19 protein-coding genes and 1 pseudogene are annotated in these 25,434 nt (G+C 70.9%); 6 read left to right on the forward strand and 14 right to left on the reverse strand.

Translation table 11 applies throughout. From position 1 onward, the window contains the following. Nucleotides 1–219: 219 nt before the first annotated feature. Nucleotides 220–1,188, forward strand: coding sequence for an SURF1 family protein (locus AB0E67_RS18070; RefSeq protein WP_362027459.1), 969 nt, complete (start codon nucleotides 220–222; stop codon nucleotides 1,186–1,188). A gap of 128 nt (nucleotides 1,189–1,316) precedes the next feature. Here AB0E67_RS18070 and AB0E67_RS18075 read toward each other — a convergent pair whose 3' ends face one another. The 7 genes from AB0E67_RS18075 to AB0E67_RS18105 form a co-directional block, all read right to left on the reverse strand. Next, nucleotides 1,317–2,951, reverse strand: coding sequence for a hypothetical protein (locus AB0E67_RS18075; RefSeq protein WP_362027462.1), 1,635 nt, complete (start codon nucleotides 2,949–2,951; stop codon nucleotides 1,317–1,319). Continuing rightward, on the reverse strand, nucleotides 2,948–3,526 hold the full coding sequence (locus AB0E67_RS18080) for a SigE family RNA polymerase sigma factor (protein WP_073788253.1): 579 nt from the start codon (nucleotides 3,524–3,526) through the stop codon (nucleotides 2,948–2,950). Before AB0E67_RS18080 ends, AB0E67_RS18075 begins: the two co-directional genes overlap by 4 nt. A gap of 488 nt (nucleotides 3,527–4,014) precedes the next feature. Then, complete coding sequence (locus AB0E67_RS18085; protein ID WP_362027465.1) at nucleotides 4,015–5,079, reverse strand: aspartate-semialdehyde dehydrogenase; 1,065 nt, start codon at nucleotides 5,077–5,079, stop codon at nucleotides 4,015–4,017. Beyond that, entirely contained in the window at nucleotides 5,076–6,347 is a 1,272-nt protein-coding gene (locus AB0E67_RS18090) for an aspartate kinase (RefSeq protein WP_351525212.1), read from the reverse strand. Before AB0E67_RS18090 ends, AB0E67_RS18085 begins: the two co-directional genes overlap by 4 nt. A gap of 600 nt (nucleotides 6,348–6,947) precedes the next feature. Beyond that, nucleotides 6,948–7,607: a DUF5063 domain-containing protein gene (locus AB0E67_RS18095; RefSeq protein WP_362027468.1), complete on the reverse strand. Its 660-nt coding sequence runs from the start codon at nucleotides 7,605–7,607 to the stop codon at nucleotides 6,948–6,950. Between the two features lie 119 nt (nucleotides 7,608–7,726). Next, complete coding sequence (recR, locus tag AB0E67_RS18100) at nucleotides 7,727–8,326, reverse strand: recombination mediator RecR (RefSeq protein ID WP_073788246.1); 600 nt, start codon at nucleotides 8,324–8,326, stop codon at nucleotides 7,727–7,729. Between the two features lie 389 nt (nucleotides 8,327–8,715). Next, nucleotides 8,716–9,051, reverse strand: coding sequence for a YbaB/EbfC family nucleoid-associated protein (locus AB0E67_RS18105; RefSeq protein WP_362027472.1), 336 nt, complete (start codon nucleotides 9,049–9,051; stop codon nucleotides 8,716–8,718). 357 nt (nucleotides 9,052–9,408) lie between these two features. Here AB0E67_RS18105 and AB0E67_RS18110 point away from each other — a divergent pair, with 357 nt between their 5' ends. Further along, nucleotides 9,409–10,191 carry an SLATT domain-containing protein gene (locus tag AB0E67_RS18110; RefSeq protein ID WP_362027474.1) on the forward strand — a complete coding sequence of 261 codons (783 nt, stop codon included), beginning with the start codon at nucleotides 9,409–9,411 and terminating at the stop codon, nucleotides 10,189–10,191. A 253-nt stretch (nucleotides 10,192–10,444) separates the two neighbouring features. Here the strand turns inward: AB0E67_RS18110 and AB0E67_RS18115 are convergent, their stop codons facing one another. The 3 genes from AB0E67_RS18115 to AB0E67_RS18125 form a co-directional block, all read right to left on the reverse strand. Then, nucleotides 10,445–11,095: a hypothetical protein gene (locus tag AB0E67_RS18115; protein ID WP_362027477.1), complete on the reverse strand. Its 651-nt coding sequence runs from the start codon at nucleotides 11,093–11,095 to the stop codon at nucleotides 10,445–10,447. 380 nt (nucleotides 11,096–11,475) lie between these two features. Then, nucleotides 11,476–12,327: a GntR family transcriptional regulator gene (locus AB0E67_RS18120; protein ID WP_362027480.1), complete on the reverse strand. Its 852-nt coding sequence runs from the start codon at nucleotides 12,325–12,327 to the stop codon at nucleotides 11,476–11,478. 302 nt (nucleotides 12,328–12,629) lie between these two features. After that, nucleotides 12,630–14,006 (reverse strand): aspartate aminotransferase family protein, encoded by a 1,377-nt coding sequence (locus AB0E67_RS18125; protein WP_362027483.1) that lies wholly within the window; start codon nucleotides 14,004–14,006, stop codon nucleotides 12,630–12,632. 670 nt (nucleotides 14,007–14,676) lie between these two features. On the opposite strand from AB0E67_RS18125, the gene AB0E67_RS18130 reads away from it, so the two are divergent. Then, nucleotides 14,677–16,770: a protein kinase gene (locus AB0E67_RS18130; RefSeq protein ID WP_362027486.1), complete on the forward strand. Its 2,094-nt coding sequence runs from the start codon at nucleotides 14,677–14,679 to the stop codon at nucleotides 16,768–16,770. Nucleotides 16,771–17,009: 239 nt separating this feature from the next. Further along, nucleotides 17,010–17,570, forward strand: coding sequence for a DinB family protein (locus AB0E67_RS18135; protein WP_362027489.1), 561 nt, complete (start codon nucleotides 17,010–17,012; stop codon nucleotides 17,568–17,570). A 139-nt stretch (nucleotides 17,571–17,709) separates the two neighbouring features. Here the strand turns inward: AB0E67_RS18135 and dnaN are convergent, their stop codons facing one another. Continuing rightward, nucleotides 17,710–18,837 carry a DNA polymerase III subunit beta gene (dnaN, locus tag AB0E67_RS18140; protein ID WP_362027492.1) on the reverse strand — a complete coding sequence of 376 codons (1,128 nt, stop codon included), beginning with the start codon at nucleotides 18,835–18,837 and terminating at the stop codon, nucleotides 17,710–17,712. Between the two features lie 470 nt (nucleotides 18,838–19,307). Between dnaN and AB0E67_RS18145 the strand changes: the two genes are divergently transcribed. Next, entirely contained in the window at nucleotides 19,308–21,191 is a 1,884-nt protein-coding gene (locus tag AB0E67_RS18145; RefSeq protein WP_362027494.1) for a helix-turn-helix domain-containing protein, read from the forward strand. Nucleotides 21,192–21,306: 115 nt separating this feature from the next. On the opposite strand, the gene AB0E67_RS18150 is transcribed toward AB0E67_RS18145, so the two are convergent. Then, nucleotides 21,307–22,197, reverse strand: coding sequence for a glycoside hydrolase family 19 protein (locus tag AB0E67_RS18150; protein ID WP_351521161.1), 891 nt, complete (start codon nucleotides 22,195–22,197; stop codon nucleotides 21,307–21,309). A 165-nt stretch (nucleotides 22,198–22,362) separates the two neighbouring features. After that, on the reverse strand, nucleotides 22,363–23,301 hold the full coding sequence (locus tag AB0E67_RS18155) for a glycoside hydrolase family 19 protein (protein WP_362027497.1): 939 nt from the start codon (nucleotides 23,299–23,301) through the stop codon (nucleotides 22,363–22,365). 231 nt (nucleotides 23,302–23,532) lie between these two features. Between AB0E67_RS18155 and AB0E67_RS18160 the strand changes: the two are divergent. Next, nucleotides 23,533–23,954: pseudogene (locus tag AB0E67_RS18160) on the forward strand (phosphate ABC transporter substrate-binding protein); the annotation flags it as partial. A 52-nt stretch (nucleotides 23,955–24,006) separates the two neighbouring features. Here the strand turns inward: AB0E67_RS18160 and AB0E67_RS18165 are convergent. Beyond that, nucleotides 24,007–25,377 carry an AAA family ATPase gene (locus AB0E67_RS18165; protein ID WP_362027500.1) on the reverse strand — a complete coding sequence of 457 codons (1,371 nt, stop codon included), beginning with the start codon at nucleotides 25,375–25,377 and terminating at the stop codon, nucleotides 24,007–24,009. Nucleotides 25,378–25,434: the final 57 nt, after the last annotated feature.

Genomic DNA, 25,434 nt, shown 5'->3' on the forward strand with positions numbered 1-25,434 from the left:
TGGTGGGGACGACGCGCCGTGCGGGGGGCTCGGGGACGGTACCGTACGCGGACCCGGAGCGCGTCGGCCCCTGTCCGGCGTTACCGCGCCGGACCGCGCCCGACGGGGGCGGACCGTGGGCGCGAGGGGGCTGGACGTGGGTGGCGGGTCGCGGGGCGGAGGGAGCGTGGGCGGGACCCCGCGCCGGGGGACCGGAGCGAGGGACCGTACCGTGGAGGGGTGTACCGGTTCCTGCTGACCCCGCGATGGTGGGGGATCAACCTGTTCGTCGTGCTGGCCATCCCCTTCTGCGTCTTCATGGGCACCTGGCAGCTCGGCCGCTTCGAGGACCGTGTGCAGACGCACAACGCCGCCGAGAAGCAGCCCGCCCCGGGCACCAGGGCCGCGAAGCCGATCGACGACCTGCTGCCCGTCGACACGGCGACCTCCGGCCGTCCTGCCACCGCCACCGGTCGGTACGCCGACCAGTTCCTGGTGCCCGGACGGGAGTTGGACGGCAAGGACGGCTTCTACGTCCTGAACATGCTGCGTACGGACAACGGCAAGGCGCTGCCGGTCGTGCGCGGCTGGTTGCCGGGCAAGCCCGGCCACACCGCCGTTCCGGCCGCGCCGACCGGTACGGTCACGGTGACCGGCGACCTCCAGGCGTCGGAGAACGCCGGCACCGCGGGAGCCCATGCCACGGGCGGGCTCCCGGACGGCCAGCTCGGCATCATCGGCGCAGCGTCCCTCGTCAACCTCGTCCCGTACGACGTCTACGACGCGTGGGTGACGCTCCAGGACACCGGTGGCAGCGGCGTCGGTGCTCTGCGCCCCGTACCGGCCACCGTGCCGCAGGGCACCGGGCTGGACCTGAAGGCGTTCCAGAACCTCGGCTACACCGGTGAGTGGTTCGTCTTCGCCGGGTTCGTGCTCTTCATGTGGTTCCGGCTGATCCGCCGCGAGGCCGAAGCCGCGCGCGACCTGAAGCTGGGAATCGGCGCAGAAGCGGACACGGACGCGGGCACGGACGGGAGCACGGCTGCGAGCACCGACGCGGATGCTGATGCGGGTACAGATGCAGGTAGGAACGCGGATGCGGATGCGGCCGAGAGCTTGAGTTCGGGCGTGGGTGCGGGTGCCGCTGTCGCCGGGCCCACCGACCACGGCGTTCGGCCCGGTTCCGACGCGAAGACCGGCGGCGCCTGAACCGTCCGCATGTGCCCGGAGCCCGGGGCTTGGAGGCCGACGCCCGAAGTACGGGGGTCGGGCAGCGACAGGCGCGTGGGCACCTGGTGAACGTGAGGGCACGCGCAGGCTCGGCGCGTGCCCACGTGTCACGTCGTGGGGGCCAGCACTCCGGTCCGGTAGATCGTGCCGGCACAGGCGTTGGCGATCTTCGTCTCCGCGACCGGTGCTCCCGCCTCCGGGGTGTGCGTGACGGCGACGCTGCCGTCCTGCAACCCGCCGTCCTCTCCGCCGAGCTGCGCGACCGTCGCCACTGCCCCCTCGCCGGAACCCGTACCCGTGCCCGGACCCGCGCCGGCCGCAGTACCTCCGCCGGCGCCGCCCGTGCCCTCCGTCGGCGTCGGGCTCGGCGAACCCCCGACAGTCGGACAGGTGTCCCTCGGCACCCAGGCGAACCTCACCTCGTACGTCATGGACGGCTTCAGCGCCACGGCGTCCTGTTCCTGCGAGGGGTCGGGCAGTCCGGCCGCCGCGTCGCCGGCCGCGTGCCGGACGACCGTGATCTTGGCCGGGTCCGCCGCCCCCAACGCCTGGAAGCCCACGCTTCCGCCGCCGCTCACCGAGCACTCCGTGTCGGAGACGTTGGCGATCCGGAACGTGCCGTACACGGTGCCGTCGGCGCCCGCCGCGCCCGTCTGGGCCGAGGCGACACCGAGTTGTCCCGCGTCACAGGCCGGCGGGGCGGACGCCAGAGATGCGGCCGGATCGGAGACTCCCCCGGCCAGGTCGCCTTCGGTGCCCTGCCCACCGCTGCCGGACGGGCTGCTCGTGCTCACGGGATGGTCCGGATCCCGGTCGTCCTGGCCGTCGGTTCCGCCGCCGGGGGCCTTCCCGCTGCTTCCCGAGCCGTTCTCCGTACCGTTGCCGCCCTGCGCCTGTTCGCCGTGCCCGGCTATCGCGGGGTTGGCGGTGTTCGAACCGTCGGAGTTCGCGACGTGGACGAACGCGGGGATCGCGGTGCCGATGAGCAGCGCCGCCGCCGCCATTCCGACGACGGCCTGCCGCCGCCTGGCACGACGGGCGGGCACCGCCCGCTGCAGGTGGCCGAGGACGCCCTGGCCGGGCTCGATGTGCTGGACCGCACCGTGCAGCATGCGGCGCAGCGCGACCTCGTCCAGGAAGTCCGGCGCCTCCGTGCCGCCGTCACCGCGCCGGGAGCCGAAGCCCACGACCGTCACGGAACCCGTGTGCGTAGCGTCGCCACCGCCCGCGCCCACGTGCATGCCCGCATCCGCGCCACGGCCCGGGTCCGCCTCCGCCCCCGGGCTCACGTCCGCCCGTGCATGAGCCTGCACCTCGGGGCCCACACCGTCGTGACCCCGCACCTCGGGTGCCATGTTCCCGGAAACCGCGCCCCCGGGGCCCGCGTCCTCGTGTGTCCGTGCCTCGGGGGCCGCGTCCGCGTCCCCGTCCGCCGTCGCCCGTGCGTCCATGCCGGGGGCCCCGTCCGGGGCCACGGCGCCTTCCCGCCCGTCGTTCACCATTGCGTTTCCAGTCCGGTCGGTCCCGGGCCCCTGCCCGCTTCCGCTCTCTCGGCCGCCCTCGCGCCCGTTCTCCGGGGCGACCTCGCCACCCTCGCGGCCCACGTCGCCGACACCGCCGTCGCGGCTCATGTCGCCACCGCCATCGCCACCGACGCCATCGTCGACGCCACAGCCCTCACCGCCGCCATAGCCATCGCCGTTGTCATCGCCGTTGCCGTTCGTGCTGTCGCGCCGGCTCATCCCTGTGCCTCCATCACGACGCGCAGCGCCGCGATCCCGCGCGACCCGTAGGCCTTGACCGATCCCAGGGATATGCCCAGCGTCTCGGCCACCTGAGCCTCCGTCATGTCCGCGAAGTAGCGCAGCACCAGCACCTCCCGCTGGCGTCGTTGCAGCCCGCGCATCGCCTTGATCAGGGCGTCCCGCTCCAGTTGGTCGTACGCGCCCTCCTCCGCGCTCGCCATGTCGGGCATGGGCTTGGAGAGCAGCTTCAGCCCGAGGATGCGGCGGCGCAGCGCGGAACGCGACAGATTGACGACGGTCTGACGCAGATACGCCAGGGTCTTCTCGGGGTCCCGCACCCGGTTGCGCGCCGAGTGCACGCGGATGAACGCCTCCTGCACCACGTCCTCACAGGACGCGGTGTCGTCGAGGAGCAGCGCCGCGAGGCCCAGCAGCGAACGGTAGTGGGCGCGGTAGGTCTCGGTGAGGTGGTCGACGGTGGTTCCGGCTGCCACGCTCTCCTCAGCGCCCTCGCGCTGCGACGGCAGCTGTGTCGTGGGACGCGCGGCAGGCATGGGCGCGATCACCGGCATGCCGCCGGGCCTGCGGGGCCGCCTGAGCGGTCGCACCGAAGCGCCGCGCAGGGGGCCCACCACTGTGATGTCGAGAACCTCTGCCACGCCAGTTGGACACGTTTCCCCCCGTCAGGGTTGTACGCGCGCGACACCGCGTTCGACGCGGTGCGACATGCCCTCATACGTACCCGCTCTTCCCCAAATGCCCCGAATGTGCGCCCCGTCGTGCAAGAAGTCATCGCATAGACGTGCACGTTCCGGCCGACGGTTGCAGCAGGCCGAAAGGTCATCGTCGGATACCCCGACACCCCAGCTCAAGAGATTCAGACTTTCAACTTGCTCACAGGGCATTCACAGATCGTACAAATCAGGTTCGACCAGGCTTGATCAGACACCCTGATCGAACACCTCGACCGGACGCCTCGACCGAACGCCTCGACCGGACACCCTGATCGGACACCTCGAACGGACACCTCGGTCAGGCACGGACGCGAGGAAGGACGTGATCAGGCACGGGGAAATTCGGCGGCCACCGCTTCGGCGATCTGTGCCACGTTCAGCGCGGCCCCCTTGCGGAGGTTGTCGCCGCAGACGAACAGCTCCAGCGCGCGGGGGTCGTCCAGGGAGCGGCGTACGCGCCCGACCCACGTCGGGTCGGTGCCGACGACGTCGGACGGCGTCGGGAAGTCCCCCTCCCCCGGGCTGTCGTACAGCACCACGCCCGGCGCCGTCGCCAGGATCTCGTGGGCCCGGTCGACCGCGACCTCGTTCTCGAACCGTGCGTGCACGGACATCGAGTGCGTCGCGACGACCGGTACGTACACGCAGGTCGCCGCCACCCGCAGGTCCGGCAGGTCCAGGATCTTGCGGCACTCCCCGCGGATCGCGAGTTCCTCCGACGACCAGCCGTCGCCGGCCTCGGTCCCGGCCCAGGGCACCACGTTGAGCGCCACCGGTGCGGCGAAGGGCCCGCCCTCCGCGTCCCCCACGGCCCGGCGCACGTCACCCGGCTTCGTGCCCAGTTCGGTGCCGGCCACCAGCGACAACTGTTCGCGCAGCGCGGCCACCCCTTCGCGGCCCGCACCGCTCACCGCCTGGTACGAGGAGACGACCAGTTCCCGTGCCCCGAACTCGGCGTGCAGCGCGCCGACCGCGACGATCAGCGCGAGCGTGGTGCAGTTCGGGCTCGCGACGATGCCGCGCGGCCTGATCCGTACGGCGTGCGGGTTGATCTCGGGCACGACCAGCGGCACGTCCGCGTCCAGCCGGAACGCGGCGGAGTCGTCGACGACGACCGCGCCCTTGCCCGCGGCGACGGGCGCCCACTGTGCGGACACCTCGTCGGGCACCAGGAACAGCGCCACGTCGATGCCGTCGAAGACGTCCTCGGTGAGCGGAAGGACCTCGCTCTCCTCGCCGCGCACGACCAGCTTCCGGCCGGCCGAACGCGGCGAGGCGATCAGTCTCACCTCGCCCCACACGTCCGCGTGCTGCGAGAGGATCTGGAGCATGACGCCGCCGATCGCCCCGGTCGCTCCGACGACCGCGAGCGAGGGGCGGCGGGCGGTCATCGGCCGGTGCCTCCGTAGACGACGGCCTCGTCGGAGTCGCTGTCGAGGCCGAAGGCGGTGTGCACGGCGCGCACGGCCTCGTTGACGTCATCGGCACGGGTGACGACCGAGATGCGGATCTCGGATGTCGAGATGAGCTCGATGTTCACACCGGCGTCCGACAGCGCCTCGAAGAAGCCGGCCGTGACTCCGGGGTTGGTCTTCATGCCGGCGCCGACCAGGGAGATCTTCGCGATCTGGTCGTCGTAGCGCAGCGACTCGAAACCGATGGTGCCGCGGTTGCGCTCCAGGGCGTCGATGGCCTTGCGGCCCTCGGCCTTCGGCAGCGTGAACGAGATGTCGGTCAGACCGGTCGACGCGGCGGAGACGTTCTGCACCACCATGTCGATGTTGATCTCCGCGTTCGCGATCGTGCGGAAGATCGCGGCGGCCTCGCCCGGCTTGTCGGGCACGCCGACGACGGTGATCTTGGCCTCGGAGACGTCATGGGCGACTCCGGAGATGATCGCGTGCTCCACCTTCTGGTCCCCTTGCGGCTCGTTGCTGACCCAGGTCCCGCGCAGCCCGGAGAAGGACGAGCGGACGTGGATCGGGATGTTGTAGCGGCGTGCGTACTCCACGCACCGGTGCAGGAGCACCTTGGAACCGGACGCGGCCAGCTCCAGCATGTCCTCGAAGGAGATCCAGTCGATCTTCCGGGCCTTCTTCACGACCCTCGGGTCGGCGGTGAAGACCCCGTCCACGTCGGTGTAGATCTCGCAGACCTCGGCGTCCAGCGCGGCGGCGAGCGCCACCGCGGTGGTGTCGGATCCGCCCCGGCCGAGGGTGGTGATGTCCTTCTTGTCCTGGGACACGCCCTGGAACCCCGCGACGATCGCGATGTTCCCCTCGTCCAGCGCCGTACGGATGCGGCCCGGCGTCACATCGATGATGCGCGCTTTGTTGTGGACCGAGTCGGTGATGACGCCCGCCTGGCTGCCCGTGAACGACTGGGCCTCGTGGCCCAGGTTTTTGATCGCCATCGCCAGCAGGGCCATGGAGATCCGCTCTCCCGCGGTCAGCAGCATGTCGAACTCGCGCCCCGCGGGTATCGGGGATACCTGCGCGGCGAGATCGATCAACTCGTCCGTCGTGTCGCCCATCGCGGACACCACGACAACCACCTGGTTGCCGCTCTTCTTGGCATCGACGATTCGCTTGGCGACGCGCTTGATGCCCTCGGCATCGGCTACGGAGGAGCCTCCGTACTTCTGCACGACAAGGCCCACGTGCGCTCCTCGCTCAGTCCGTTACTCGGTCGACTCAGTTTAACGAGCGGCCCGAAATCGCCCCGTCCTTACCACATGGTGAGATGTCCTGCTCAGCACGTGATCACCGGTGTGTCGCTCCAAGCCGCTCGTACGGGCTGTTGCCCGCCGATCGGAGCCGCACTCCCGGGTGTGGCCCACCCCACACGCACGGCGGGTCGGGCCGCGCCTGCGAGGTGCCCCCTCCAGCCTGGACCGGAACCTCACCGTCCGCCCGTCGAAGGCTCACGCCGGTGGCTCCCGTCGGCGGGACGCGTGCCGTGCTTGCCGCACATTCCGCAATCCCGCACTCCCACGTGTGGGCACGCATTGCCGCACGTGGGCGTTACATCGCCGCATCGCCGCACGTCGCCGCAGTTGAGAGCTGCGGCACATGGCGTCACACGCCGGGGCGGTCGCCGCGCAGCGTCCGTCCACTCGCCGGACCGGCCGTCTCACCTCGCAGCGAGGCACGGCAGGGGAACGCAGGGGGACACCTCACCCGCAGCGCGGTAGGACGAAAGGGCGCGACAGGGTGCCTCGCCCCGCAGCACGGTTCGGCAAGGGGCGCGAAGAGACGTACTACTGCACCGGGCGCAGACCCAGCGGACCCGCGATCTCCTCCGCCATCACCCGGCCCGCCTCCTCGGCGAGCTCCTCGTCGGCGGTCTCCGAGTCCGTGTCCAGGCCGTCCAGCTCCTGGAGGGGCTGGTTCAGGCGGATGTGGGCGATCAGGGACTGGAGGGCGCGCAGGGTGGCGGACGCGGTGGAACCCCAGTTGGAGAAGTACGAGAACTGCCACCACCACAGGGCCTCGGTGACGCGGTTCTCCTCGTAGTGGGCCAGGCCGTGGCGCAGATCGGTGACGAGGTCGGCCAGGTCGTCCGAGATGCGGGCCGGGACCGGCGCCTTCCGGGGCTCGTACGGGTCGAAGACCTCGGAGTAGACGTCGATCGGCTCCAGCAGGACGGCGAACCGCTCGCGCAGCCCGTCGGCGTCCGGCTCCGCGCCCAGGTCCGGCTCGTAGCGCTCCTCGGGGACGATGTCCTCGTACGCGCCGAGCCGTCCGCCCGCCAGCAGCAGCTGGGAGATCTGGAGCAGCAGGACGGGAACGGCCTCCTCGGGCTCCTCGACCTTCGACACCTCGGTGACCGCGACGATGAACGTCTTGATCTGGTCGGCGATCTGGACGGCGAAATCGCCCGGGTCCTGCGTGACGGAGTTCAGCGTGGCGTCAGACATCGAGGGGACCTCCCGTGGGCACGGTCGCGAGCGGTGAGTAGAACATAGCGTCGCTGAACGTAAAAACACCGCGCGTCGCGACGACGGTCACCATCGGTACATCGGGTGACATGAAAGCGTCACACATCGAGCAGACGCCTCCCCTCGAAGGCGCGGCCCAGGGTGACCTCGTCCGCGTACTCCAGATCGCCGCCCACCGGCAGACCGCTGGCCAGTCTCGTGACCCGCAGGCCCATCGGCTTGACCATCCGGGCCAGGTACGTCGCGGTGGCCTCGCCCTCCAGATTGGGGTCGGTCGCCAGGATCAGCTCCGTGACCGTGCCGTCGGCGAGCCGGGCGAGCAGTTCACGGATGCGCAGATCGTCGGGGCCGACGCCCTCGATCGGGCTGATCGCGCCGCCGAGCACGTGGTACCTGCCCCGGAATTCGCGGGTCCGCTCGATCGCGACGACGTCCTTCGGCTCCTCGACCACGCAGATGACCGCCTGGTCGCGGCGGGCGTCCCGGCAGATGTTGCACTGCTCCTGCTGGGCGACATTGCCGCAGACCGAACAGAACCGGACCTTGTCCTTGACCTCCAGGAGGGCATGGGCGAGACGGCGCACATCGGTCGGTTCGGCCTGCAGGATGTGAAAAGCGATCCGCTGCGCGCTCTTGGGACCGACGCCGGGCAGCCTGCCCAGTTCGTCGATGAGGTCCTGAACCACGCCTTCGTACAACGGAAACGCCTTCCTCTTCCACTCCCTGTTCCCGTCCCCGGACGGGCCGCGGGCGGGTGGGCCGCGGGCGACGGGCCGAAGGCCGCACGCCGCGGGCGGCGCACGACCGGCGGTCCATCGCGTGCGATGGGCTATGAATACAACCTACGAGCTCGGGCCGCCGGTCAGAAGGCCCACGAGCGGCCGGACGACGACCGGGAGGCGTCCTGGCCACGCCCGGACGACGACCGGGAAGCGTCCTGGCCACGCCCGGACGACGACCGGGAAGCGTCCTGGCCGTGCCTGTGCGACAACCGGGAAGCCATCCGGGCCGTGGCCCGGACTTGCCCGGACGACGGCCCGGAAACGGGCCCCCACCGAGGCCCGAGCGGCGCTCCGGAGGCGGTCGGTCAGAAGGGGAGGCCGGGCATACCGCCCAGCCCCTGGGCGAGCGGGCCCAGCTTCTGCTGCTGGAGCTGCTGCGCGTTCTCGTTCGCCGCCTGAACCGCGGCGACGACGAGGTCCGCGAGCGTCTCGGTGTCCTCCGGATCGACGGCCTTCGGGTCGATCTCCAGGGCACGGAGCTCACCGGAGCCGGTCACGGTCGCCTTCACCAGACCGCCACCCGCCTGGCCCTCGACCTCGGTCCTGGCCAGCTCCTCCTGAGCCGCGGCGAGGTCCTGCTGCATCTTCTGCGCTTGCTGCAGCAACTGCTGCATATTGGGCTGACCCGCACCGGGAATCACGGTCACTCCTGGCAATTCGACGACAACACGTTTCGGTAAGTCGAGCCTACGTGGTCACCGCACGGTGCGCCCCACCCACTGGCGAGCAACTCTTTCGAGTGAGTTTGAGTCAGCGCCGACATGACGCCCATACCTGATCACAGGGCCCCCGCACCCGGGCATAACGCCATTTCGACCCCGCGGCCCACCATTCGGCGGTAGGAAGGGCATGCGCGTCAGGGCACACGGGCGCACCGCCCGTCACGCAAAGTTACGTAAGCGGGACAGTCGGCCGCACCGGAGAGCAGTGATCAGCCCACCGCCGAAACCACCGCCGCACATCAGGCGTCATTAAGCAGAACGCAGAGGAGTACCCCGGTGAGTCAGCCGGAGATGCAGCCCGAAGGACCCCGCAACGAGCCCGGTTCGGCCGGCTCGGCCGGCTCCTCCGGTTCGGGCTCCGGCGCACGTGGCCGGGGCGGGGACTTGACCGGTACGCCGTTCCCGCTCGGCGACTGGGGTGAACCCGCCGAGCGTCTCGACGAGCTGTACCGCTGGGTCGAGGCCGAGGCACTGCGCACCGCCGACTGGTATCTGAACGACCGGATCCGGAAGCGGCGCGCGGCCAGGACGCTGCGGATCGGTACGGCCGCCGGGGCGGTCGCGGGGGCCGCCCTGCCCCTGCTCGACCTCACCGGGACGCTCGCCGGGGCGGCCGGGTGGGGCTATCTGTCGCTGTTGCTGGGGGCCGGGTGCATGGCGTGCGACCGGTACTTCGGCCTCACATCGGGCTGGATAAGGAATCTCGCCACTGCCCAGGCCGTGCAGCGCCGCCTCCAGGTGCTCCAGTTCGACTGGGCCTCGGAGTCCGTACGGGAGGTGCTGGGTCCGACCGAGGGGACGGCCAGCGAGGCGGCCGAGCGCTGTCTCGGGGTGCTGCGGCGGTTCTCGGAGGACGTCACGGAACTCGTCCGGACCGAGACCGCGGACTGGATGGTGGAGTTCCGGGCCGGGCCGGCGCCGATGGGCCTCCAGGCCCTGTCGTCCGGTGGCGGGGGCGGCGGGCGGACGGACCACGGCACGCAGCCGGGGCGGTTCCCGATGCAGACGATCGCCCGGCCGAACATGCCGCGGCAGCGGCCCCCGGAGTCCCCGCGGTGACACCACCGCGGGGCGCCGGAGGAGCCCGGCCGGGCAGGGCGGTTCGGACGCCGGCCCCGGCCCTTGCCCCAACCCCGGCCCCGGCACTGACCGGCCCCGGCAGTGCCGCCCCTCAGCCGTGCCGTCCGGATGCCGGTTCGGATGCTGGGGCGGGGAGCTGGAGCGGGTGCCAGAGCGGGTGCCCGGGGTCGGATACCGGTCCGTGAACGGCCCGGACGCCGGTCCTGAATGCCGCTACGGGGCGGTGAACGGGTCAGCTGAAGACGATCATCGAGCCCTGGGCGAGGCTGCGGGTGGCGGCCGCGTGCAGGCCCAGCCAGACGTGCCGCTCACGGGCGAACGGACTGTCGTCGTACGGGATCGGGCCCGCCGGTTCCTCCAGCTCGGTCGGCGCCACGGGCGGCAGTGGGGCGGCCGGCGGGTTCGCCGGGTCGATGCCGAGGGACGGGGCGACGAACTCCAGCTCCCTCAACAGTCCGTGGCTGGAGCCGAGGGGGCCGCCCCCCGCGAGCAGGTCGTCGTCGGAGAGCGGGGCGGCGAAATCCAGCGGAACGTACGCCCCCGCGTGATCGTAGTGCCAGACCAGATGGGACTGTCGGGCCGTCGCCTCGAACATCTCCAGCAACTGCTCGTAGTCACTGCCCAGTTCGTCGACGGGCGTGACGGCGAGGCCGCTGAGCTGAAGCAGGTAGGCGCGGCGCAGGAAGTGCAGGGCGTCGTAGTCGAAGCCCGCGACCGGGGCCACGTCACCGGTCAGGCCGGGCATGTACGCGTACACCGGAACGGGCGGCAGTCCGGCCCCGCCCAGCGCCTTGTCGTAGGCGGCGATCTCTTCGGCGAACGGATTGTCGGGGCTGTGGCACAGCACATCGACGAGGGGGACCAGCCACAGGTCACAGGCCACGAAGTCTCGCTCTCCCGCGGGTGCGCATCGAAATATTCACAACAGTCGCAACAGCGTAATGCGGGCGGCACGTCGCGCACAGTGCCAGGTGGCCCGCAGGAGGAGCCGGGCGAGCACCCGGACATCCACCGGGGCGCCCGCCGGGACGTCCTTCGGGAGCGTGACGGGATCCGGTCGCGCCGTTTTGAGGGAGCGGCAGAACTGATGGCACGGCAGGTCCGATGCGTCGACCGACGGACCTGTCGGCAACCGGCAGGTCCGATGGCGCCGGGCAGTCCGATGGTGCCCGGCAGTCCGATGACGCGCGGCAGACCTGATGCAGCAACAGGCTCGTCGCCGCACAGCCGGACTTGACTGCGCGACAGTTGCCGTACGGGCCGTCAGGCCGCCGGAAAGCCCGGTCCCGAATCTTCGGAGCAGGCGGGGCCGGGGACGTCGGCGTCGGCGGGGTCGACGGAGCCCGGAGCGGCAGGGGCGGGAGCGACAGGGACGGGAGGGACGGGAGCGGCGGGGGCGGACGCGCCGGGATGCACGAGTTTTCCGGCCGCGAGACGGTCCGCCCAGCTCAGCGCGTGCGCGTTGTAGTCGTCCATCACCGCGCGCACCGCGTCGTGGTCGCAGAGCGTGATCGCCGCGACGAGTTCCGGGTGACCGTGCCAGAGCCAGTCGCGGGCGCTCGTGTCGTGGCGCAGGTACGGCACGGCGAACACCCACGCCTGGACGCGCAGCCGGTGCAGGAAATCGTTGATGTACGCGTTGTGGACGAGCGCGCCCAACTCCCGCCAGAAGCGAAGGTCGTAGCCGATGAGGATGTCGAGGTCGCCGCCCTGCGCCGCCCGCGAGGCCTCCTGCGCCCTGCGGCGCACGGAGACCAGACCGTCCTCGTACACCACCGCCCGCGCGGCCGTCCGCCCCGCGCCGTACCCCTGGAAGACGTCGCGAATGAGCCCGTCGATGACCAGAGTGCGGGCCTCGACCATCGACCGGTAGTCGGCGACGGTGAACTCGCGTACCCGGAAACCGCGGTGTTGATCGGATTCGAGCAGCCCCTGCGCCGAGAGGTCGAAAAGCGCCTCACGCACCGGCGTCGCCGAGACACCGTACTGTTCCGCGATCTGCTTGACGGTGAATTCCCGTCCCGGCTCCAGTCGTCCGGCAAGCACCTCGTCGCGCAGCGCGTCCGCGATCTGCTGCCGCAGCGTGCTGCGGGTCACAGCTCCGCTCGCGCACATGGCGCCCCTCCCCTGCTCTCCGCCCTCCGGCAACCTTAAGGCAGGGGTCGACCTGCCCGGATCCGGGCAGAAGGGGAGACGCCGGAAGGGCGAGCGGGCGAACGATCCCGGCCACCGGCCCCGTGCGGGGTCGGTGGCCGGGAGAGGCGGCCGCGCCGGTGCACGCGCCCGGGGCCCCGGTGCGTGCGCCATGCGGCACACTCGCGCACTCGCCGTATGACGACGGGCTCGTTACACGGTGTACTTGTTGCACGGCGTCCTTGTCACACCGCGTACTCGCTGGCCGCGTGCCTGCTGCGCACCTACTGCGCGGTGTACTCGTCCGCGACCGACAGCGCCGCGTCGAGGGCGGCGAGGCCCGCCTTGGCCTCCTCATCGGTGATGTTGCAGGCGGGAACGGCATGGGTGCGGTTCATGTTGATGAAGGGCCAGAGGCCGTTCTTCTTCGCCGCCGCGCCGAAGGCCGCCATCGGCGCGTTGGCCTCGGGGCTCGGGTTGTACGGGACCAGCGGCTCGCGGGTCTCCTCGTCACGGACCAGCTCCAGCGCCCAGAACGCGCCGAGACCGCGGACCTCGCCCACCGAGGGGTGGCGCTCGGCGAGGTCGCGCAGGCCGGGGCCGAGTACCGTCTCGCCGATGCGGGCGGCGTTCTCGACGACCTTCTCGTCCTCCATCACGTGGATGGTGGCGACGGCCGCCGCACAAGCCAGCGGGTGACCGGAGTAGGTCAGTCCGCCCGGGTAGGGGCGGGTCTCGAAGGTGGCGGCGATCTCGGCGGAGATCGCGACCCCGCCGAGCGGTACGTAACCGGAGTTGACGCCCTTGGCGAAGGTCATCAGGTCCGGCACGACGTCGAAGTGGTCGGCGGCGAACCACTTGCCGGTACGCCCGAAGCCGGCCATCACCTCGTCGAGGACGAAGACGATGCCGTAGCGGTCGCAGATCTCGCGGACGCCCGCCAGGTAGCCGGGCGGCGGCGTCATGATGCCCGCGGTCCCGGGGACCGTCTCCAGGATGATCGCCGCGACGGTTCCGGGGCCCTCGAAGGCGAGGGTGTCCTCCAGGTGCTGGAGCGCGCGGGCGCACTCCTGCTCCTCCGTCTCGGAGTGGAACGGCGAGCGGTAGAGGAACGGGGTCCAGAAGTGGACGACGCCCGCCGAGGCGCTGTCGGACGGCCAGCGGCGCGGGTCGCCGGTCAGGTTGATCGCGGTGGAGGTGGCACCGTGGTACGAGCGGTACGCGGAGAGCACCTTCGTGCGCCCGGTGTGCAGCCGCGCCATCCGGATGGCGTTCTCCACGGCCTCCGCGCCGCCGTTGGTGAAGAAGATCTTGTCCAGGTCGCCGGGGGTGCGCTCGGCGATGAGGCGTGCGGCCTCGGAACGCGCCTCGATCGCGAACGCGGGGGCGAAGGTGGCGAGCTTGCCCGCCTGCTCCTGGATCGCGGCGACGACGGTGGGGTGCTGGTAGCCGATGTTGGTGTAGACGAGCCCGCTGGTGAAGTCCAGGTAGCGGTTGCCGTCGTAGTCCCAGAAGTACGCCCCCTCGGCGCCGGCGACGGCGAGCGGGTCGATGAGTCCCTGGGCGGACCAGGAGTGGAAGACGTGCGCACGGTCTGCGGCCTTCACGGCCGCGCCGGCGGCGGGGTCGACATGCGGGGCATGCGAGGCATGAGGGGTCATGCGGCGAGCGTAGATGCGCCGGGGGCGGGTCGACATGGCCACCTTGTATGGCGTGCGGCGCTTTGGTGGGCAGGGTGTCGCGTCGCGGCTCCGTCCACTCGGTGTCGCGTCGCGGCTCCGCACACTCGGTGTCGCGTCGCGGCTCCGTCCACTCGGTGTCGCGTCGCGGCTCCGTCCACTCGGTGTCGCGTCGCGGCTCCGTCCACTCGGTGTCGCGTCGCGGCTCCGCACACTCCGACACCGTGACCGGCGGCAACATGCTGCTGGTCACCGGCGTCGGCGTGAGCGGCCATGCCGCGCCGTTCCGTCTCTCCCATGCCACTCCCCGTGTGCGCCGTGCCGCGCGGCCCCGTCCCCATATGCACGCCGCGATATTCCGCGCCGCCATGCCCCCCTCACGCCACTTCCCGTGTCGCATGCCGCACCTCGTGACCACCGCGCCACTCCTCGTGTCCGGTCGCGGCCCTCAAGCGGGCACCGGAACGGGGACGGAGCGGGGACCGGAGCTCGGAGCCGGGCGAGGGGCACGGAGCGAGGACGGGGACGTAAAGCCGGGACAGGGGTGAGGAGTTGCCCGCGGAGGGGCCCGGATCCGGCTCCTTCGGAGCGGCATGGCGCGCCGCTATCCTCAACGCGTTCCGGCGTATTCGCCGCAGGGGGAGGACACACCATGGACAAGCTCGGGCCCACCGACCCGCAACGCATCGGCGGCTACCGACTACTGGGCCGGCTCGGCGCCGGAGGGATGGGCCAGGTCTATCTGGCCCGTTCCGACCGCGGCCGAACCGTCGCGATCAAGCTGGTACGCGGCGAGCTCGCCGCACAAGAGGAATTCCGCGACCGGTTCCGTCAGGAGGTACGAGCGGCGCGCCAGGTCGGCTCGGCCTGGACGGCCCCGGTGCTGGACGCCGACACCGAGGCCGCCGTGCCCTGGGTGGCGACCGGCTACGTCGCCGGGCCTTCCCTCCAGGCCACGGTCTCCGGCCGCCCTGGCACCCCGCCCGCCCCCGGTGTCGCCTCGCGATCGACACCGGGGGCGGGCGCATACGGCCCGCTGCCCGAGCGCTCGGTCCACGTCCTGGGGGCCGGGCTCGCCCACGCGCTCCAGGCCATCCACTCCGCCGGACTCATCCACCGTGATCTGAAGCCCTCCAACATCCTGCTGACGATCGACGGTCCGCGCGTCATCGACTTCGGCATCGCCCGGGCCCTCGACACCGTCACCGACGGCGGCCTCACCCGCACCGGGGCCCTGGTCGGTTCGCCCGGCTTCATGTCGCCGGAGCAGGTGCGCGGCGAACGGGTGACCCCGGCGTGCGACGTGTTCTGCCTCGGCTCGGTACTGGCGTACGCGTCGACCGGCCGGCTTCCGTTCGGGACGTCCGACAGCGGTGTGCACGCGCAGATGTACCGGATCGCCCAGGAGGAACCGGATCTGGCCGGCGTCCCGGTGGACCTCGTCGAGCTGGTCCGGGACTGCCTGCGCAAGGACCCGGCCGCCCGCCCTTCGACGGACGCGCTTCTGGAGCGTCTGGCGGACGACGACGCGACGGAGCCGTGGCTTCCGGGCGCGCTCCTCGCCCAGCTCGGGCGCCACGCCGTGGAGCTGCTGGACACCGAGGACCCGGAGGAGAGGCCCGAGCAGCGACCACCCACCGATCCGTCGGCCACGGTGCCCACCACACCCGGCGCGCCCACCGCCCCTCCGGCCACTTCCGCGACCGGCACCTCTCCAGCCACTTCCACACCCGACGCCCCTCCAGCCGCTTCCCCACCCGGCGCCCCTCCGACCGCTTCCGCATCTGCCACATCCCCCGCCTCCCCCGCCTCCTCCGTTCCTTCCGCCCCCACCACCCCCGCCGGATCCGTCGCATCCGCCGAACCGGGCTCGCCGGTCGACGGGCCCGACCCGACACCGCCCCGTGCCATGCACTCGATGCCCGCCGTGGTCGGCACCCCCGCGCCCGTACCACCCCCCGCACCGGACTCCCACGCGTACGGCTACCCACCGCAGCAGCACGCGCAGCCGCACCCCGGACAGTCGGGGTTCGGTACGCAGCGGAGCGGTACCGGGTACGGATATCCGCAGCAACACCCGTACCAGCAGCCCGGATTCGGCTCGACTCCTCCGTACGGCCCGCTCCGCACCCCCGCCTCCCAGCCCGCCCCTGAACCCGCGCGGCGGGGCAAGGGGGCGACGATCGCGCTCGTCGCGGTGGCCGTGCTCGTCGCGATCGGCGCCGGCGGGTCCGTCTACGCGCTGATGAACGACAAGGGGCAGAAGCCCGTTCCGTCCCCGACCGTGTCACCGCCACCCGGGACGTCCTCGGGTGCGAACGGCGGCGACGGCCGGGCATCCTCCGATCCGGACGATTCGTCCTCCGACGACCAGCGGAGCGGCAACGGCCCCATACCCTCCGGTTTTCTGGGCAGTTGGTCGGGTTCCATCGACAATCCCTCGGGCCGTTCGACCCGGGAACTCGTCATCCGACAGGGCGCGGTCGGGCAGACCGTGCTCACCCTCACCGCGGACGGACCGCTCGACGGCGGCGGCTCGTACCACTGCGTCTTCGAAGCCGCCTTGACCACCGAGCCGTCCCCGTCCGGTCCGTTGGAGGTCGACGCGTCCACGGTGGTCGCCGGTGAGCCGATGTCGTCCTGCGCGGCGGGCAAGCCGACCGTACTCACGCTGCTCCCGGACGGTTCGCTGCACCGCGAGAACACGGACGGCAGTGGTCAGTTGACATACAAGCGGGCCGACTGACGTGTATGGACCGGGCGTTGTAGCAGGGCGTCGTGACCAGGAGCGGCGAATTCACCGGCCGAGGAATCATCCGGCGGGCCTTGCCCCTCGTCGGCGAGGAGACGACGTTCCTGGACGGGAACGGCTCACGGACAGGACTCCGGCCCCGGCGCCGGCCCCTCACCCTGTCGCCACCACGGCGCCGCGTCGGAACGAGAACACGGTGGCGGCCCCGGCTGTCACGGACGAGCATGGGGTGCATGACCGACCAACCCGCACGATGGAGCCAGGCGACCGTCTACCCCGACATGTGGGTCGATCCGGACGACGATCCCCGCGACAACGAAGGTCCGGGCCCGGAAGGCGAGCTTGCGACACTGCATGGCTTCCTGACGGACTATCGCATGACCCTGCGGATGAAGTGCGAGGGCCTGGAACCGGAGCAACTGGCCCGCCGATCGGTTCCGCCGTCGACGATGTCGCTGCTCGGCCTGGTCCGGCACCTCGCCGAGGTGGAACGGGACTGGCGCAACTGGATCGTCGACGGTGACCCGCTGCCCAAGCTGTACGGCGGGCGTGACGCGGACTTCGACGGAGCCGTCGCCGAGCAGGCGGTGGTCGACGCCGCGTACCGCGATCTGGAGCGCGAGCAGGCCGCGACCGACGCCGCACTGGCCCGGCACACGGACCTGAGCGAGCGCATGGGGAAGGACAGCATCGCGGTCCGGGAGCTGATGGTGCACAGGGTCGAGGAGTATGCCCGTCACTGCGGACACGCCGACCTGTTGCGCGAGTGCGTCGACGGAAGAGTGGGCCAGTGACCAGGGCGGGGACGCACCGCACTCGGTGATCGGCCACCGATCCGCCGAGCGGCACGGACGTCGTGGGCGTCATGAACGGATGACGGGGCGCTCGGATATCCAGTGGCCGATCACCGCCTCACCGCCTCACCGAGTATCCCTAGACCAGCGGCTTCACCGACATCAGAAGATGCTGGTGAGCAGGGGTCGTCGCCTGCCCGAGTGCGTCCTCCCGGGACGGCCAGCCGGTGATCATCGCGCGCTGCCCCGGACCCATCAGGTCGAGTCTGACCACCGGTGCGTGGAGCGAGGACAGCGCGTTCGACAAGTACACCGGGTCGAACGCCACCGTCATCTCGTCGGCGCCGACCAGCACGACGTCCAGGCGCTGGGAGGCCACATCGTCCTCGTACCCCGCCTGGAGCAGCAGCGACCCGCCCGAGAACGTCAGTTGCAAGGGACTGCCTCCCTCGGCGACCATGGCGACCCGAGCCACCGATCCGGCCAGCTCCTCCCAGTCCGCGACCACGCTGACCGGGTCCGCCATCGCAAAGAGCCTGTCGTGGCGCGGCAGTCGGCCGTCGAGCAGTCGCACCGTGGACTGCGCGCCACCCTGCTCGAAGCCGGCGGAACCGCCGTCCAGGGCCAGTCGGCACGCCCCGGACCGGTCGAAGGAACGGGTGATCTCGGACAACCTTCGGGCGGAGACCAGCACATCTGCCGAGACGTCCTCCGTGACCGGCTTCCACGTGAGCGTGCGCACCGCGAACCGGTAGCGGTCCGTCGCGGCGAGCGTCATCCGGTCGCCGTCGAGCGCCAGTCGTACACCGGTCAGCGTCGGCAGCGAGTCGTCCCAGCCCGCTGCCACCGAGACCTGGGCGACCGCGTCGGCGAGCTCCTCCGCGTCCACCTCTCCGAGCACCGGGGGCAGGTCCGGCAATGTCGGGTAGTCGTCGAGCGGCAGCATCGAGAGCCCGAACCGGGCGCTGCCTCCGGTCATGGAGAACCGTGACCCCTCGACCACGCACTCCACCACGCCGTCGGGCAGCACCCGGCCCACGTCGACCAGCCGCCGCCCCATGACCAGCGCCTTTCCGGGGCGCACAATCCCCGCGTCCACCTCGATGCACGCGGACGCCTCGTAGTCGAGGCCCGATATGCGCAGTCGGCCGCCCTCCGCCTCCAGCAGCAGCCCACCCAGCAGCGGAACGGTCGACCGGTTCGGCAGCACCCGGGCCGCCCAGATCACGGCGTCGGTCAGCGCTCCGCACTCGATACGGAATTCCATGGCGATGGTCTCTCCCGGTCGGCCTCGCTCGCATTGCTGGTCGTGAGCAGAGCCTAGGGACCACCACTGACAACGGACCGATGCAGCGACTGCCGAAGAAGCGGCTGCCGAAGTACCCGCCACGGGCAGCGGGCCGGAAGAGACCGCAAGCGGCTGGAAGCGGCCGGAACCGGCCGGAAATGGAGGAACGGTCGCGGCCGACGACAGCGGCCACCCCCGTGAGCCGCTGCCGTCGCCCCCGTGTCCCTCCCCTGAAGGGCGCCGCAACCGTGTTCGGACTCTATGGCGTCGGACAGACGACAGAAAGATTCAGTTCGCACTGCGTGGGCCGCCCGAGGTATCAGTTCGCACAGTGAAACCGGTACGCTGCGCTCCGGTTTTGGCGGGCGCAGACGCGCGGAGACACAGAAGCGCGAAGCGCGAGGGCGCGTGGACGCGGAGGCGCAGAAGCACGGGAGCGCGGCGGCGCGATGAGCGGAGGACAGGTGCACGGGCGGCAACGGGCCGACGACGTACTGAGGATGTACCGGCTGGCCCGGACCGGTGGCTCGCGCGAACTCCTGCGCTGGGTGTCCGGCCGGGCCGAGGGCTGGGCCGGGCTGCTCGACGCGGACGGCGGCATCCTGCACGGCGCGACCAGGGCCACGGACGGCACCGACGCGGGGACTTCCGCCCGGAACGGCACCGGAACAGGGGCCGGTACAGGAGCCCGGAGCGAGACGGGGACGCGGCCAGGAGCCCGGAACGGAACGGGAACAGACACGGGGACGAGGACAGGGACAGACACGGGGACCGGGACAGGGACAGGGACAGGGACCGGGACAGGGACACGAACGGCGCCAGCAGCCCGGACGGCAACGGGCACCGGCAGCGCGGACACCGACGACGCCGTACGGGCCGGCGGGGCCGGCGGAACCCCGGCCACCGGGAGCGCCGCGTGGGCCGTCGAGGCCGCCGCCCTGGCTGCCGACGGCGCCAAGGAGCTGGCGTCGCTCGGCGCGCGCTCCTTCTCCTTCGACAGGGGCCCGCACACGGTGCTGCTGTTCCCCCTGGACGGCCCGCCCGACACCGCCGCCGCGCTCCTGGCCGTCGTCGCCCCGCGCCCGCTGCCGGAAGGGCTGGCCACGCTGGTCTCCGACGTCGCCGTACCGCTCGCCATGTGCTGGGCGGTGGAGACCGTGGAGCGCACGCGCCGCCGTGTCGATCTGGCGGAGTCACGCAACCGGGAAGCGGTACTGCACCTGCTCATGACCGGCCAGCTGTCCATCGCACATCAGGTCGCGGGGGCGCTGAAGCCCGAACTGCCCGACCCGGTACGGGTCTGCGTCGTGGAATGCCCCGTGGGCCGTCGGGACGAGGTGGCCAGGGTCTGCGCGGAGATCTCCGGCGGCAGGTCCTGGATCGTACGGTGCCCGGTGTACGCGCGTCATCTGATCCTGGTCGTACCGACCGGTCCGGACGCGGCCGATCCGCCGGTCGGACGCCGCGTCGCCGACGCGGTGGACGAGTGCGTCGTCGGGGCGAGCGAGGACGTATCGCTGTCCGACACGGCGACCGGATACCGCCAGGCGTTCCACGCCCTGGCCGTGGCCCGCGGACTGCCCACCCGGCACGCCCGGTTCGGTTCCGCGCCGGAGGCGGCCCTGGTCGTCGGCGCGGCCGGTGCGCAGTGGGCGGACGCGCTCCTGAAACCGCTGCTCACCCATGTGCCGAGGCGCAGCCACGACCCGGGCAGCCAGGAACTGACGGCGACGCTCTCCTCCTGGCTCGCCTTCTCCTCGCACGCCACGCAGCATCTGAAGATCCACCGCAACACCCTCGCGGCGCGACTCCGGCTGATCGGCGAACTGCTCGACCTCGACCTGAACCGGCTCGCCGACCAGGCCGCCCTCGACCTCGCCCTGCGCATCCGCGCCACACCTACGGCGCCGCGCACACCCGCCCCGCCCCGAACGCCCACCACACCCCGGACACCCCGGACACCCCGGACACCCCGGATATCTCAGACACCCCAAGCACCCCTCGCGCACCGACTGGACGCCCTGGACGACGTCCTGAGCGGACCGGCCGTCCGGGAATGGGCTGTGCACCAGTTGCGTCCGCTCGCCGAGGCGGGCGTCCCCCGGAGCACCCGCGATCCGCGCACCACCCTCCGCGTCTGGCTGGACTGCGAGGCCCAGCTCGCGGGCACTGCTGCTGCGTTGGGCATATCGGTACCGGGTGCGCGCAAGCGCCTCACGCGCCTCGAATCAGTGCTCCAGCGCTCGTTGCTCCAGGCGCCGAGCGCCCGTTACGACCTGTGGCTGGCCTTCCGTGCCCTGGAGATCGCGGAAGAACCCGGCGAGCCCTTCTGAGCCCGCGAGCCGTTCCCGGACACACGTCGGGGGCGTGCCCGGTCGAACCGGACACGCCCCCGACGTGATGCCGATGTCGCCGGTCCGCAGATCAGCAGGCCGACAGCTCAGCAGGTCAGCAACTCAGGTTGTTGCCCGGGGTGGTGCCGAGGATCTGCGTGAACGCCTTGTAGCGGTCGATACGGCTCTGGACCTGGGCCGGGTTGCCTCCGTTGCACTCCAGGGATCCGTTGATGGAACGGATGGTCTCGCCGAATCCGGCACCGTTCACCATGGCCTGATGGGCGGTCATGGTCCCGGGGCCGTTCTGGGTGTTCCAGTACCAGAGGCCGGTCTTCCAGGCGACCGAGGCGTCCTGCTCGACCAGGTACGGGTTGCGCAGCAGGTCGATGCCGAGGGCGTCACCGGCCGCCTTGTAGTTGAAGTTCCAGCTGAGCTGGATCGGGCCCCGCCCGTAGTACGCGGCCTGACCGGCCGGGCAGCCGTAGGGCTGGCTGCTGTCGCAGTAGTGCGGGTAGTTCGACGTGTTCTGCTCGACCACGTACACCAGGCCGCCCGTCTCGTGGCTGACGTTGGCGAGGAACGCCGCCGCCTCCTGACGCTTGACGGTGTCGCTGCCGGTGTTCGCGAAGGCCGGGTAGGCGCTCAGCGCGGCGGTGAGCCCGTTGTACGTGTAGAAGGGGTTCCGGTTCGGGAACATCTGGTTGAACTGCGCCTCGCTCACGACGAAGCCCGACGGATTGCCCGGGTCGGTCCCGCCGCCTCCACCGCAACTGCCTTGGTCGGCCCAGACGTCGGAGCTGCCGGGAGTTTCGTTCTGGGTCCACCACTTGGCGGTCCAGTTGTGCCCGTTGTGGGAGACCGTTCCGCCACCGGTGTAGACGGACGAGGAGTTCCAGGGTGCCGCGCAGTCCGCCGCCGCGGCGGCGGTGGTGGCCGGGAGGGCCACGACCATGGCGGCGACCGCGCCCAGCGCGGCAAGCAGGCCCATGACGCGTCTGATCACGTGATCACTCCTTAGGTGCGGCGCACCGAAGCTGGACGGTGCGCCGCCATGGGGGGTGACGGCCACTCAAGCGCCGCTGGTCCAGACCTGTCAAGGTCTGGACCACTCCCGGAAGTTCTTGCGAATATCTGCCTTCGCCCCGGACCGCAGAGGACGCGCTCGCTATCAGCAGGTCAGCCGCGCGCCCGGCGCCGTACCGAGGATGCCGGTGATCCGCTCGTACGCGGCGACCCGTGCCGCGACCGAGCCAGGGTTGCCGCCCTCGCACTCCAGGGCTCCGTTCAACGAGCGGATCGTCTCACCGAAGCCCGCACCGCCGACCATGGCGTCGTGCGAGGTCATGGTGCCGGGACCGTTCTGGGTGTTCCAGTACCAGAGAGCGGTCAGCCAGGCGACGGCCGGATCCTGCTCGACCAGCCAGGGGTTGTGGAGCAGGTCGATACCGAGTGCGTCGCCCGCGGTCTTGTAGTTGAAGTTCCAGCTGAACATGATCGGGCCGCGGCCGTAGTACGCTGTCCGGCCGGCCGGACAGCCATAGGGTTGGCTGTAGTCGCATTTGCGCCAGTAGTTGTGCTCGATGATCTCCCTCACGTACCTCAGCCCGACCGATTCGAAGTCGGCGTGGCTCAGGAACGCAGCGGCCTCCCGGGCGCGCGTCGCGGGCGTCCCGGTGTTCGCGAAGCGCGGATAGGCGTGCAGGGCGACGATCAGACCCTGATACGTGTAGAAGGGGTCCCGGTTCGGGAAGATCCGGTCGAACTGCTCCTCGCTGACGACGAAGTCGGAGACGCCGCCCGTACAGGCGCCCTGATCGGCCCAGACGGTGGTGGCGCCTGGATTCTCGTTCCGCGTCCACCACTTGGCCGCCCAGTTGCGCCCGTGGTGCGAGACGACGCCACCCGCCGCGTACGAGGTCGAAGAACTCCACACCGGCGCACACTCGGCAACGGAGTCCGAGTTGGCCGCAGTTGGGGATGCGGTCGCGGTCCCGGGAAGAAGAACCGCCGTCGCGACGACGGCACCCAGTGCGACCAGAAGGCTCTTGATGCGGTTCAGCGCTTCACACTCCTTCGGTGGGGCGCGCCGAACGCGTCGGCGAACCATCTGCACGTCCCCGCCACTCAAGTCCGGCCACTCTGCACCTGTCAAGGTCTAGACCAACGAACCTGATTCGGGAGACCCGGAATCGGCCACTCCACAAGGGTTGCGCGACCCCGGTCGACCCCGGTCGACCCATACGCGTCAGGACACGGTCCGGCCGGAAAACGGCGGACGAACGTCGGCCGACGACCCCACCCTCTCCCCCTCGCCCACCGCCCCGCGCTCGTACCGTGATTCCAGCGCCGCGTCCTCGGCCACAACGAACCCGCCCAGTCCTCCCGCGACTGCGCCACGAAGGACGATGCGCAGGCCCCGGTCATCCGCTGCGAACTCGACTCCACCGAACAGGTGCTGTCCGCGTCGGCCGGCTCGACGGAGCGATCGGCTACAGCGAACTGCGGGCTGGCACCAAGCTGTCGGGGGCGCACCAGCTCGCCATCGACTTCACCGTCCCGTCCGTCGACACGATCGGCACCGGCACATACCCGTCCCGGGAGATCGAGTACGCCTACACCTACGGCCAGCCGCCCGCCGACTCCCTGGCGTCGAGCTTCCTGAACTACATGGGCCGGGGCAACGGCCAGGACGTGATCCGCCCCCACGGACACCTCCCGTGCGCGGCCCCGAAGGGGCTGCTCATCTGCGGCGCGGACTGAACGGCTGACGTACGGCCCCGGGACGAGCCCAGTGGGAGAAACGCCAGGACGATCAGGCCAGGTCCCCCATCCACACCCGACGGCCCAGTTCGTCCAACTCGGTCTTCAGCCGACGGCACTCCGGCAACGCTCTGCCCAGCAGACGCCAGTACTCAGGGCCGTGCCCAGCCACACGAACGTGGGCCAGTTCGTGCGCCACCAGCCGTCGTCCGATCTGCCCCTCGGAGACCTTCGGCACCGCGCCGAAGGCCCCCGCGAGGTACGAGGCCATCAGATCTTCCTCATCCGTGGGATCCCAGTCCGCGACCGAAGACAGCTCCGTCGCACCACGCTCGTCCTTCTCGGTGAGCCAGAGCTGCCCCGGTTCCAGGAGTCGACCGCCTCCCGGTGTCCGCAGCAGGGAAGGATCGTGACCGGTAAAGACCAGCTGGGCGCCCTTGGGATTCACCCACGGAGCCTGGAAGAGGCGTACGACCTCTGCTGCGAAGCGCGAGTGCAGGCTGGCGTCCAGTTCGTCGATGAGGAGGACCGCTCCCGTGTCGAGGGCGAGCAGGAGCGGACCGATCAACGCGAACCAGGAGCGGGTGCCCCAGGACTCGGAAGACCAGTCCATCGCCGTCCGCTCACCACCGCCCGCGTGGATCAGCTGGACCAGAGGGCGCCCGGATGACGACTGCTCGACCTCCACACCCACGATGCCGAGGTCGGCGACCCTCAGCAGTTCCTCGGCCCGTCGCCGGAAGCCTTCGCTCCGGAGGAGCTTCATGGCCGTGTAGTCCTCGCGCTGGGTGCGCTCGGTCTCGGGAGTGACGTCCCAGAGGTTGTTCTTGAACCAGTCGAAGATCGGGGTGAGCTGTTCATGGCCGTCATTCGCGGCACGCGTCAGGAGGAGGGCGTCCTGCCTGGTGGTACGGGCCAGTCGTGTGCGGTCGTGGAGCCGGTCACCGGGAAAGTCGAAGACCTTGTCACGTCCGGCGTCCCGGTCGAACCACACCTGCCGGCGGCCCTTGGGATAGGCGTAGAGCCATTCCGCCTCGACCCGCCGTGCGCCCAGCTCGAACCCGTACGTCCAGCGGACACCGTTACCGAGGACGAAGTCCGCCTCGTACAGGGACGTCTCCGACGCGGCCTTGGGATCCAGGGCGAACTCGTCACGGGGAATCCCGTCGTAGGACGTCCAGTCGGCGTAGGACCTCAGGACCGCGTGACGCATGTTCTTGAGCGCGGCGATCACATTGGACTTACCAGAGGCGTTGGCTCCGAAGACAGCGACGACGGTGTGGACAGGAAGTCGACTGCCGTCCGAAAGGGCCAGTTCACGCGCTGCGGCCCGCTCTCTCTCGCTGTCCTCGGGTGCGACGAACGACAGCTCCTGCTCGTTGCGCAGGGACCGGACGTTCGCCACCCGAAATCTCAGCAGCATCCTGGCTCCTTCATGGCGGACAGACTAGTCACACCATCCGGCCCGCGTACGCGGGTG

Source organism: Streptomyces sp. NPDC032161, from assembly GCF_040636995.1.
Lineage (GTDB): Bacteria > Actinomycetota > Actinomycetes > Streptomycetales > Streptomycetaceae > Streptomyces.

Bases quoted from the DNA above. Each gene is read 5' to 3' on its own strand.
- AB0E67_RS18165 (WP_362027500.1), bottom strand. From the start codon at position 25,377: ATGCTGCTGAGATTTCGGGTGGCGAACGTCCGGTCCCTGCGCAACGAG.
- AB0E67_RS18130 (WP_362027486.1), top strand. From the start codon at position 14,677: ATGGACAAGCTCGGGCCCACCGACCCGCAACGCATCGGCGGCTACCGA.
- AB0E67_RS18135 (WP_362027489.1), top strand. From the start codon at position 17,010: ATGACCGACCAACCCGCACGATGGAGCCAGGCGACCGTCTACCCCGAC.
- AB0E67_RS18145 (WP_362027494.1), top strand. From the start codon at position 19,308: ATGAGCGGAGGACAGGTGCACGGGCGGCAACGGGCCGACGACGTACTG.
- AB0E67_RS18120 (WP_362027480.1), bottom strand. From the start codon at position 12,327: ATGTGCGCGAGCGGAGCTGTGACCCGCAGCACGCTGCGGCAGCAGATC.
- AB0E67_RS18155 (WP_362027497.1), bottom strand. From the start codon at position 23,301: ATGGTTCGCCGACGCGTTCGGCGCGCCCCACCGAAGGAGTGTGAAGCG.
- AB0E67_RS18075 (WP_362027462.1), bottom strand. From the start codon at position 2,951: ATGAGCCGGCGCGACAGCACGAACGGCAACGGCGATGACAACGGCGAT.
- AB0E67_RS18095 (WP_362027468.1), bottom strand. From the start codon at position 7,607: ATGTCTGACGCCACGCTGAACTCCGTCACGCAGGACCCGGGCGATTTC.
- AB0E67_RS18080 (WP_073788253.1), bottom strand. From the start codon at position 3,526: ATGCCGGTGATCGCGCCCATGCCTGCCGCGCGTCCCACGACACAGCTG.
- AB0E67_RS18085 (WP_362027465.1), bottom strand. From the start codon at position 5,079: ATGACCGCCCGCCGCCCCTCGCTCGCGGTCGTCGGAGCGACCGGGGCG.
- dnaN (WP_362027492.1), bottom strand. From the start codon at position 18,837: ATGGAATTCCGTATCGAGTGCGGAGCGCTGACCGACGCCGTGATCTGG.
- AB0E67_RS18125 (WP_362027483.1), bottom strand. From the start codon at position 14,006: ATGACCCCTCATGCCTCGCATGCCCCGCATGTCGACCCCGCCGCCGGC.